This is a genomic window from Streptomyces sp. E2N166 (assembly GCF_003671715.1).
GTDB lineage: Bacteria > Actinomycetota > Actinomycetes > Streptomycetales > Streptomycetaceae > Streptomyces > Streptomyces thinghirensis.
In genome coordinates, this window is record NZ_RAIF01000006.1 from 651,199 (window position 1) to 661,636 (window position 10,438).

Sequence of the window (10,438 nt, forward strand, 5' to 3'; positions counted from 1 at the left end):
GCACGAACTCGCGGCGGGGCCCGCCGCGAGTTCGTGCCGAGGCGCGCTCCGCTCGTCAGGGGCGCCGCCACTCGTCGCCCGTCAGATGGGATCCGGCCATCGGGCCCATCCGGAGCATGCCCCCGTCGACGCTCCACGACGCACCGGTGACGTACGAGGCGTCCGGCCCGGCGAGGAAGGCGATCACGGCGGCGACCTCGCGGGCGTCGCCGGGCCGGCCGAGCGGCACGCCGGGACGGCGCTCCGTGTGCGGGTCGGTGTCCTCCTGGCCGGTCATGGGCGTGGCGATCTCGCCGGGCGCCACCGCGTTGACGGTGATGCCGTGCTCGGCGAGCTCGATCGCCATGACCTGGGTGAGCAGGCCGAGGCCGCCCTTGGCCGCGCAGTACGGGGCGGCGCCCACCCGCGGCTGGTGCTCGTGGACGGAGGTCACGTTGACGATCCGGCCGCCGCGCCCCTGCCGGATCATGCGCCGGGCCGCCTTCTGCCCGCACAGGAACGGTCCGGCCAGGTCGACGTCCAGGACGTGGCGCAGGTCGTCCAGTCCCAGCTCCAGAAAGGGCGTGGCGGTGCCCGTACCGGCGTTGTTGACCAGGACGTCGATCCGGCCCAGCCGCTCGCACAGTTCGTCGACCGTGTCCGCGGCCTTGGGCAGCCGGGTCAGGTCCACACGCGCGGTCTCGGCCCGGCGTCCCAGGGCGCGGACCTCCTCGGCGGTCCGTTCGGCACCCTCCTCGTCGGTGTGCCAGGTGATGCCGACATCCATCCCCGCCTCGGCCAGGCGTACGGCGGTGGCGCGGCCGATGCCGGAGTCGGAGCCGGTGATGACGGCCACCTCGGGGTCGGACGGGCTGGGACTGGGCATGACGGCCTCCTCTTCGGCGCTCCTCGGCACTGCGGCCCATCGGCCCCCGCGGCACAGAACGGTGCGCGGGGCGTCGCAGTACCCGGCTGCGGTCGGCACAAACCGGTCGGCCCGTGGTGCGGGCACGAGGGCGCTGGGGAACCCTGGACGTGCCGGAGCAGGCCGTAGGAGGAGGTGGCGATGGAGCCCGTCGAGGCGCTGGAGCGGATCGCGTTCCTTCTGGAGCGGTCCCAGGCGCCGACGTACCGTGTCCGCGCCTTCCGCACCGCGGCCCGGGTCCTCGGTGAGCTGCCCGCCGGCGAGCTGCGGGAGCGGGCCGGGTCCCTGGAGTCGCTGAAGGGCGTCGGCCCCAAGACGGCCCAGGTCGCGCGCGAGGCACTGTCCGGACAGGTGCCCGGCTACCTGGAGAAGCTGGAGGGCGAGGCCCGGGCCCCGCTCGCTCAGGGCGGTGAGCGGCTGCGGGAGCGGCTGCGCGGCGACTGCCATCTGCACTCCGACTGGTCCGACGGCGGCAGCCCGATCGAGGAGATGGGCCGGGCCGCCGCGGCACTCGGGCACGACTGGGCGGCGCTGACCGACCATTCGCCGCGGCTGACGGTGGCGCGCGGTCTGTCCCCCGAGCGGCTGCGCGAACAGCTGGACGTGGTGGCCGGGCTCAACGAGACCTGGGCGCCGTTCCGGCTGCTGACCGGCATCGAGTGCGACATTCTCGACGACGGTTCGCTGGACCAGGAACCGGAGCTGCTGGAGCGGCTCGACGTCGTCGTGGTGTCCGTGCACTCCAAGCTGCGGATGGACTCCCGCGCGATGACCCGCCGCATGGTCACCGCGGTACGTGACCCGCACGCGGACATCCTGGGCCACTGCACCGGGCGGTTGCTGACCGGGCGGGGGCGGCCGGAGTCGGAGTTCGACGCGGACGAGGTGTTCGCCGCCTGCGCGGAGTCCGGCACGGCCGTGGAGATCAACAGCCGGCCGGAGCGGCTCGATCCGCCGCGTCGGCTGCTGCGGCGGGCGGTGGAGGCGGGAGTGCTGTTCTCCGTCGACACCGACGCGCACGCGCCCGGCCAGCTGGACTGGCAGCTCCACGGGTGCGCGCGGGCGGAGGAGTGCGGGGTGCCCGCGGAGCGCGTCGTCACCACCTGGTCCCTGGACGAACTGCTGGCCTGGACGCGGCAGGGCCGTACACCGCTCGGAGTGGCGGGCCGCTGACGTGGTACCCGTCGCGCCACACACGACCAGGACGGACCACGAAGGGAACAGTGCATGGAACGGGCGGCCGTGTTCGACGTCGACGGAACCCTCGTCGACACCAATCACCTGCATGTGACGACCTGGTGGGAGGCGTTCCGGCAGGCGGGCCACCAGGTGCCGATGCACGCCATCCACCGTGCGGTGGGCCTCGCCTCCACCGACCTCATCGGGCACCTGCTGGGCGAGGACCGGGACACGGACCAGGACGCACAGCTGAGCGCCGCCCACAAGGCGCTGTACGGGCAGTACTTCGACCGCCTGCCGGCGCTGCCGGACGCCGGCGAGCTGCTGCGCCGCCTGGCCGGCGACGGCTGGAAGGTCGTCCTCGCCACCTCGGCGGGCGGCCCGGAGCTGGGCGCGCTGCGGCGGGCGATCGACGCGGACGACGCGATCGCCGCCACCGCCAGCGCAGACGACGTCGACGCCGGCAAGCCGTCGCCCGAGCCGGTGGAGCACGCCCTGGAACTGGCCGGGGTGCCGGCCGAGCGGGCGGTCTTCGTCGGCGACACCGTCTGGGACATGCGCGCGGGCAGCCGGGCCGGGGTGCGCTGCGTGGCGGTGCTGTGCGGCGGTCTGCCCCGCGCCGACCTGGCGGAGGCGGGCGCGGACGCGGTCTACGCCGACCCGGCCGACCTGCTGGCCTCCCTGAAGCGGAGCCCGTTCGCATGAGCCGCCGTGTCGTGGCTCACTTCCGGACGTACCGGCCGGTCACGCGGATACCCGGCGCCGCATGACCGCTGTGATCAGTACTGCCCGGGAGGCACTCCGGGGACGGCGGCCTCTGGCCTCGGTGTGGTGGGAGGCGTGCGCCGTGGGGCGGGCCGTGCGGGCCGCCTGGCAAAGCCCCGGACGGGAACGCGACCTGGTCGTGCAGTCGCTGAAGGCGGCGGGCGCGGCACTGATCGCCTGGGCCGTGGCGGGCGTATGGCTGGACGATCCGATGGCGCTGATGGCGCCCTGGGTCGCCCTCGTCCTCGTACAGGCCACCGTGTACAGCTCGATCCGGCAGGCAGCGCAGCAGTTCACGGCGATCTGTGTGGGCGCCCTGGTGGCCTCGGCGGCGCAGGCGCTCACGGACGACAACACCGGTGCGCTGATGTTGTCCCTGCCGGTGCTGATGCTGATCGCGAACTGGTCCCGCTTCGGCGGGCAGGGCATCTACACAGCGACCACCGCGGTGTTCGTGCTGGCCTCCGGCACCTCGGTCTCGGCCTCTGCGGTCGGGCACCGGGTGGGGCAGGCCGCGCTCGGCGCGGTCATCGGCGTCGCGGTCAACGCCTTCGTGCTGCCGCCGATCCATCTGCGGGACGTGCGTGAGAACCTCGCGGCGCTGGCCCGGGAAGCGGGGGACGTCCTGCACTCCGTGGCCGACGATCTGCGGCGGGCCGAATGGGACGCGCAGACGACGGCCGGCTGGTCGAGCGGTGCCGCGCGGCTGCAGCGGCGGCTGGTCGCCCTGGAGTCGGCCCGGTCGTGGAGCCAGGAGAGCCTGCGCCTGACCTACGGCCCGCTGCGCGCCCTGCGTCGAGCGCCCGCCCCCGTCCCGCCCGAGGAGGAGGACCAGCGGTGGAGTCGCGTCACGGGAAACATCACGGCGCTGACCCGGACGCTGACGGTGGCGGCCGACGAGCACCGGACGCCTGCCCCGCCCGACGGCCCGGTGCTGGACCTCTACGCGCGGCTGCTGAAGCTGATCGGCGACTCCTGTCACGCCGAGGCCGGCCTTCGTATGGGCGAGAGCGCCGAGAGCGGCCCGGAGGAGGCGACCGAGGCGACGATGGAGGAACTGCACCGGCGGCTGCAGGAAGGGCTGCGGGAGCACGCGGGGCGGGAGGCCGCCCCGACCGCGGTCCTGGGCACGCTGCTGCTGCAGGCCGAGAACCTGTGGGCCGACATCGTGCCTGAGCCCCAACAGCAGTGACACAGATCACCGCAAAACGAGACAGACAGTGGAACACCAGGAGCCCCTCCCCCGTTGAAGAGGGCGTGGGTACGGACGGGACAGTGTCCCCGGGCCTCACCTATTGCCCACAGGGACGATCGTTCGGCTGAAGCCCTGTGGAGCCTTTCGCCGAGAGGCGACCGCCGTCCGTATCCACCTCGTACCGCCCCGATCGTGATTCCCCCGTCGCGATCGGGGCTTCTTCTCGCGTGCCTCGGCGGCCAGGCGGGTACCCGGTGACCTCCCTACGGGCAAGCGGCCGAGAGGAGCGCAAGGTGAGCAGCGCAACGGGCAGCAGGATCGTGGTCACGGGTGCCACCGGCAACGTGGGCACCAGCGTGGTGCGGCTCCTGTCGGAGGATCCGGAGGTGGCGTCCGTGCTGGGGCTGGCCCGGCGGATTCCCGACTGGTCGCCGCCGAAGACCGAGTGGGCCGCGGTCGACCTGGCCTCGGAGCGGGCCGACCTGACCGGACACTTCGCCGGCGCCGACGCGGTGGTGCATCTGGCCTGGGCGTTCCAGCCGACGCACGACCCGGCGACGACCTGGCGCACGAACGTGCTCGGCTCCATCCGGGTCTTCGAGGCGGTGGCCGCGGCCGGGGTGCCGGCACTGGTGCACGCCTCGTCGGTCGGCGCCTACTCGCCGGGGCCGAAGGACCACGCGGTCGACGAGTCCTGGCCGACACACGGCTGGCCGGACGCCGCCTACTGCCGGGAGAAGGCCTACCTGGAGCGCGCCCTGGACACCTTCGAGCGCGACCACCCGGGTATCCGGACGGTACGCATGCGGCCGGCCTTCCTCTTCAAGCGGGAGTCGGCGAGCGAGCAGCGCCGCATCTTCGGCGGCAAGTTCCTGCCGGGGCCACTGGCGCGTCCGGAGCGCCTGCCCTTCCTGCCGGACATTCCCGGCCTGCGGGTGCAGGCGTTGCACACGGACGACGCGGCCAACGCGTACCGGCTGGCGGCGCGTTCCGACGACGCCAGGGGCCCCTTCAACCTCGCGGCCGAGCCCCCGGTCGACGCCGGGCTGCTCGGCGAGATGTTCGGTGCGCGTCCGGTGCGACTGCCCCGCACGGCGGCCCGCTCGGCGATCGCCGCCGCGTGGGGGCTGCATCTGCTGCCCGCCTCTCCGCACCTCTTCGACGCGGTGCTGCGGCTGCCGCTCATGGACTGCACGCGGGCGCGGGCGGAGCTGGGCTGGCGCCCGGAGCACACGGCCACGGAGGTGCTGGAGGAGTTCCTCCTGGGCTTCCAGCAGGGCGCGGGGGCACCCACGGAGCCCATGCGGGGGCGAAAGGTCGGCTGAGCCGGCCGGGCGCGAGGACGGGGCGGGCCCAGGCCCGCCCCGTCCTCGCTACTGCCCCGTCCTCGCTACACGTCGGCTCCGGTGCGCCGCATCACCCGGTCAGCCCGAGGACTCGTCGGGCGCCGGGTGTTCGGGGTGTACGGCGCCCGCCTGCGGTTCGCCCTGCCGGCCGGTCCCCGCCTCGTCCGTGTCCGGAACGTCGGTGGCGGGCCCGGCAGCCGGTTCCGCCGTGTCGTCGTGGACGTCGTCGGTGTCGCCGGTGTCGCCGGTCCGGGCATCCTCCTCGCCCTCGTCGTCCTCGGAACGCTGGCCCTGCTCGCGCTGCTCGCGCGTGGGCGCGGCGGCCTCCCACGGGTCGTCGCCGGTGCCGGCCTGCTGGTCGGGCATGTCCCGCGGGATGGGGGCGGCACCGTTCTCGCCCGGTCCCTCGAGGCGGTGGTCGGTCACGGCGCACTCCTTCTCACTGCGGTCCTGCCGGTCGTCCGAGCGGCATCGGGTACCTCCGCGACGGCCGGCGAAACCTCAGTGCGCCCGCTCGTCGAGCGCCGTGCGCCAGGCGGGCTCCGGGTACTCGGGGGCCGGCTCGGGACGCCGGCCGCCGCGCGAGAAGAAGTCGGCCAGCGGCAGGATCGCGGCGCCGACGGTGACCGCGTCCGGACCGAGCCGCCCCAGGTCGACCGTCACCTTCTGGGCGGGATGGCGCAGCGCGTACGACACCGCGTGGCGGCGTACGGCGGGCAGGAAGCGGGTGCCGAGCTGGAGTCCGGCCCAGCCGCCGATGAGGATGCGCTCGGGCTGGAAGAGGTTGATCAGGTCGGACAGACCGGCGCCCAGGTACTCGGCGGTCTCCTCCAGGACGGCGAGCGCGACCGGGTCGGCCGCCTCGGCGTCGGCCGGGTAGGCGGCGGCGAGCATCGTGGCCAGGGCGCTCTCCTCGTCGGTTCCTTCGGGCACCCGGCCGCCCTCCTCCCGCCAGCGGGCCAGCAGGGACTCGGCGCCCGCGTAGGCCTCCAGGCAGCCGAGCGCGCCGCAGCGGCAGCGGCGGCCTCTGACCCGGACGGTCAGGTGCCCCCATTCGACCGCCCGGCCGTGCTCGGCCTCGGGGGTGACGAGGCTGGCGCCGACGCCGGAGCCGAAGAGGACCACGACCGCGTTGCGGGCGCCGCGTCCGGCGCCGAACCACATCTCGGCCTGGCCGAGGGTCTTGGCACCGTTGTCGATGAGGTAGGGGACGGTGTCGGGCAGCGGGGAACCGGCGCGGAGCAGGGCCTCCAGCGGGACCGCGTCCCAGCCGATGGTCTGGCCGTGCACGACGGCTCCCCGGTCCGCGGTCTGCTCGACGATGCCGGGGACGCCGATTCCGGCGCCGAGCAGCCGCTCGGGTGCGAGGCCGGCCGCGTCCAGCACCTCGGCGATCCCGTCGCGGATGTGGCCGACGATCACCTCGACGTCGTACCGCTGCTGGGTCAGCGGACGCTCGGCGCGGGCCAGTTCGGTGAGTGTCAGGTCGAACAGCTCGACGCGGACCCGGGTCTCGCCGACGTCCACGCCGATCATGTGACCGCTGCCGGGGGCCACGCGCAGCAGGGTGCGGGGCCTGCCGCCGTCGGAGTCGACGCTGCCGGCCTCCTCCACCAGGCCGTCGGCGAGCAGGTCGGCGACGACGTTGCTGACCGAGCCGGAGCTGAGCCCGGTCGCCGGGCCCAGTTCGAAGCGGCTGAGCGGTCCGTCGAAGTAGAGCCGTTGCAGCACGGCCGTACGGTTGGCCCTTCTGAGGTCGCGCACCGTGCGCCCGTTCCGCCCCGTCATGTAGCTCCTCCCGTACCTTGCCCGGTCTGCAACATACCTCTCCAGGACTACGGCACGCGACTTCCCTCTCCTCTTAATTCATGCTATGAACTCGCGCTCGTGAAATTCGCTGGCGCCGCCCTTTCGCGGCTATCTACGCTAGGCGGAAACCTAGTATCCCTAGGTTTCGCCCGCCGGCCCGTCGACATGCGATCGGAGTTCCCCCATGAGAGCACTCACCGAGCAGGACATCCGCAATTCCTTCATCAACTGCTCGAAGGGCGAGGCCAAGCGCCTGGCCGTTCCTCGCGACCTCGGCGAGCGCCCCTGGGACGATCTCGACTTCCTGGGCTGGCGGGACCCCGGGGCTCCCGACCGCAGTTATCTGGTCACCGACCACGGCGAGCGCCTCACCGGCGTCGCCCTGCGGTTCCAGCAGGCTCGGCGCGGCTTCTTCCAGAAGAGCATGTGCGCGCTGTGCCTGACCACCCACCCCCGCGGCGGGGTGTCGCTGATGTCCGCGCGCAAGGCGGGCCCGGCCGGCCGCGAGGGCAATTCGGTCGGCCTGTACATGTGCACCGACCTCGCCTGTTCGCTGTATCTGCGGGGCAAGAAGACGCCGGAGAGCGGCGCGCGCTTCGAGGAGAGCCTCACTCTGGAGGAGCAGGTCGCCCGGACCCTGGGCAACCTGTCGGCCTTTCTCGCCAGGGTGTCCGCCTGACGTTCACGGATGCCCGCCGGCGTACGGCGCGTGAGAACCGCTACCGCCCCCTTTGTCCGGTTACCGTCCTGTCCGGATACGTTCGAGGCGCCTGGGGAAGGGAACAGCCCGAGGATGCGGGATGTACGTAAGAGCGCGGCGGCGGCTCTGCGGCGGGTGAAGTGGCTCAGGGACCCCATGGTCGTGCAGGCGCTCCGGTCGGCCGCCGCGGCCTCGATCGCCTATGTGATCGCGGTGCGGCTGACCCCCGACAAGTCGGCGGCGCCGCTCACCGCGCCCCTGACCGCGCTGCTGGTCGTCCAGGTCACCCTGTACGCCACGCTCAAGATGAGCTTCCGCCGGGTGAACGCCGTGGTGGCCGGTGTCCTGGTCGCCATCGCCTTCAGCCAACTCGTCGGACTGAGCTGGTGGAGTCTGGCCCTGCTGATCGTGGCGGCACTGGGTGTGGGGCACCTGGTGCGGGCGCACGAGTTCGTGGCCGAGGTGGCGATCAGCGCGATGCTGGTGCTCGGCGTGACCTCGCACGGAAGCCTGGCGTGGGCGCGGGTGGTGGAGACGCTGATCGGGGCGATCGTCGGGCTGTCGTTCAACCTGATCCTCGCCCCTCCGGTGTGGGTGGAGCAGGCCGGCGAGTCCATCGAGGGACTGGCCCGACGGGTGCGGCAGCTGATGCTGCGCATGGGCGAGGAGGCCGCCGACAGCACGCCGTTCCACGAGGCGGCGGCCCGGCTGCACGAGGCCCGCCGGCTCGACCACGACATCGGCGAGGTGGACGAGGACCTCCGTCAGGCGGAGGACAGCCTGCGGCTCAATCCCCGGGTACGCGAGGGACTGCTCCACCGGGTGGTCCTGCGGACCGGTCTGGACACCCTGGAGATCTGCACGGTGGTGATGCGGGTCCTCGCGCGCACCTTCACCGACCTCGCGAAGGAACGCGAACCGGATCCCCTGTTCCCGCCCGAGACGGGCGCCACCATCCAGCAACTGCTGTCCGAGATCGCCGACGCCGTGGTCAGCTTCGCGGTGCTGGTGACCACCAGCGCGAGCGAGGACGCCGAGTCCGCGGAGGAGCGCCTGACCGCCGAGCTGCGGCAGGCCGCGGTCACCCGGGACAAGCTGGCCCAGCTGCTCCTGACGGAGGTGCAGCGCAGTCCCCTGCACTGGCAGTTGCACGGCGCGGTACTGACCGAGGTCAACCGCATCATCGACGAGATGGACACCGAGCACCGCTCTCGCCGGCTTCTGGAGGAGCTGGACAACCACACGCGCGAGCTGCGGGAACGCATGCCGCGGCTGACCCGTCTTCGGGACGGGGCGCGGGCCCGGCTCCGGAAGCGGAACCGCAACGCCGCCGCGCGGCGTTCTCCTTGAGGAAGCGTCGTTCTCCTTGTCGTTCTCCTTGAAGAAGAGCTCGGGGAAGAGGACGAGGAACAGTGGACTCGGAAGAGGGGGCGTACGGATGACCGGCACCAGCGTGCGGATCGACGGGAACAGACTGCTGCTGCCGGGCGGTGCGGCGGTCCGCTTCGTCCGCACCCTGCGACTGCCCGAGACGGGTACTCACCCGCTGCCTCCGGGGCTCGGCGAGTTCCCGGTCCGCCGGGTCGCCGACTATGCCGACACCGTGCCCGAGGCGTGGCGGGCGCGCGGCGGCGTGATGCTGCCGGTGTACCTGCGCGAGGCCATGTGGCTGAGTTTCGCCGGCACGACGGAGCCCGCCGCGCTCCAGGTCGGGGTGGGCAAGGTGTGCGCGGTCTCGGGCAAGCCCTGGAGCGACCGGCTCGCCCGCGACCCGCAGAACTACGTGGTGCTCCCCCGCCAGCCCTGGCTGGACGGCATCAATTCCGGCACGGGCACGGTCCGCCAGTTCGTGGCGGTACCGCTCGGCATGGGGGCGACCGTCGAGGGCCAGGTCACCGGCGAGGAGGTCTGGGGCGGCGTCCAGCTGCAGGCCTTCGCACTGGGCGACGCCGAGCTGGCCCGCTGGCGCGAGGAGGAGCGGCGCCGGAGCGAACTGGCGCGCGGGGCGGCCCGGTCGGGGGGAGCCTACGGGGCCGCGATGCCGATGTCCGCCCCGGGCGCTGCCCCGGCCCACGCGGGCGCGGCCCGGGCCCGCTCCGCGCCGGCCATGGGGCTGGGTGTCGGAGGGTCCATGCGGCAGGAGGTTTACCGCGACGAACGTCCGCTGACGGACTGGGCCGAGCGGCCCGCGGGCCGGGTCTTCGTGCATCTGGTGACGCCGCCGCAGTGGCGGCGCATCACCGGTGAGGAGCCGCCGCCGTCCCCCGTGGACCGGGCCGCGTACACGCGGGCCGGGCTGCCCTGGTACGACTACTACGACCAGGACGCCCACGACCTCGCGCCGACCGATCCGCTCCAGGACGTCAAGCCGGTCGGGGACTGGATCGGGGACGACCACGAGCCGTGGCAGTCGCCCGTACAGCAGCAGGTCCGGCCGCTCAAGGACGCACCGGGCGCACCGGTGGAGGACGGGGACTGGTAGGCACGGGGCCGCCGACGAGGCGGGGGCCGCGGGACGGGGCCGGCCGCACCGGCCGGCG

10 protein-coding genes are annotated in these 10,438 nt (G+C 73.4%); 7 read left to right on the forward strand and 3 right to left on the reverse strand.

Features of this window, described 5'->3' with window-relative positions; genetic code table 11:
* Window positions 1-55: 55 nt before the first annotated feature.
* The gene (locus tag EBH09_RS03385; RefSeq protein ID WP_121745513.1) at window positions 56-865 is read right to left on the reverse strand and encodes an SDR family oxidoreductase; all 810 of its coding nucleotides are present in this window, start codon (window positions 863-865) and stop codon (window positions 56-58) included.
* Window positions 866-1,045: 180 nt separating this feature from the next.
* Between EBH09_RS03385 and EBH09_RS03390 the strand changes: the two genes are divergently transcribed.
* The 4 genes from EBH09_RS03390 to EBH09_RS03405 all read left to right on the forward strand — a co-directional run bounded on the left by EBH09_RS03390 (window position 1,046) and on the right by EBH09_RS03405 (window position 5,368).
* A complete protein-coding gene (locus tag EBH09_RS03390) occupies window positions 1,046-2,077 on the forward strand; it encodes a PHP domain-containing protein (protein ID WP_121745514.1) in 1,032 nt (343 codons plus the stop codon).
* Window positions 2,078-2,131: 54 nt separating this feature from the next.
* On the forward strand, window positions 2,132-2,788 hold the full coding sequence (locus tag EBH09_RS03395) for an HAD family hydrolase (protein WP_121745515.1): 657 nt from the start codon (window positions 2,132-2,134) through the stop codon (window positions 2,786-2,788).
* A 61-nt stretch (window positions 2,789-2,849) separates the two neighbouring features.
* Window positions 2,850-4,040 (forward strand): aromatic acid exporter family protein, encoded by a 1,191-nt coding sequence (locus EBH09_RS03400; RefSeq protein ID WP_193776091.1) that lies wholly within the window; start codon window positions 2,850-2,852, stop codon window positions 4,038-4,040.
* Window positions 4,041-4,336: 296 nt separating this feature from the next.
* Window positions 4,337-5,368, forward strand: a complete 1,032-nt coding sequence (locus EBH09_RS03405; protein ID WP_121745517.1) for an SDR family oxidoreductase — start codon at window positions 4,337-4,339, stop codon at window positions 5,366-5,368.
* A 99-nt stretch (window positions 5,369-5,467) separates the two neighbouring features.
* Here EBH09_RS03405 and EBH09_RS03410 read toward each other — a convergent pair whose 3' ends face one another.
* Window positions 5,468-5,815, reverse strand: coding sequence for a hypothetical protein (locus tag EBH09_RS03410; RefSeq protein ID WP_121745518.1), 348 nt, complete (start codon window positions 5,813-5,815; stop codon window positions 5,468-5,470).
* Window positions 5,816-5,890: 75 nt separating this feature from the next.
* A complete protein-coding gene (locus EBH09_RS03415; RefSeq protein WP_121745519.1) occupies window positions 5,891-7,177 on the reverse strand; it encodes an ROK family protein in 1,287 nt (428 codons plus the stop codon).
* A 205-nt stretch (window positions 7,178-7,382) separates the two neighbouring features.
* On the opposite strand from EBH09_RS03415, the gene EBH09_RS03420 reads away from it, so the two are divergent.
* The 3 genes from EBH09_RS03420 to EBH09_RS03430 all read left to right on the forward strand — a co-directional run bounded on the left by EBH09_RS03420 (window position 7,383) and on the right by EBH09_RS03430 (window position 10,380).
* The gene (locus tag EBH09_RS03420; protein ID WP_121745520.1) at window positions 7,383-7,877 is read left to right on the forward strand and encodes an FBP domain-containing protein; all 495 of its coding nucleotides are present in this window, start codon (window positions 7,383-7,385) and stop codon (window positions 7,875-7,877) included.
* A 114-nt stretch (window positions 7,878-7,991) separates the two neighbouring features.
* Entirely contained in the window at window positions 7,992-9,248 is a 1,257-nt protein-coding gene (locus EBH09_RS03425; protein WP_121745521.1) for an FUSC family protein, read from the forward strand.
* An 88-nt stretch (window positions 9,249-9,336) separates the two neighbouring features.
* Window positions 9,337-10,380: a hypothetical protein gene (locus EBH09_RS03430; protein WP_121745522.1), complete on the forward strand. Its 1,044-nt coding sequence runs from the start codon at window positions 9,337-9,339 to the stop codon at window positions 10,378-10,380.
* Window positions 10,381-10,438: the final 58 nt, after the last annotated feature.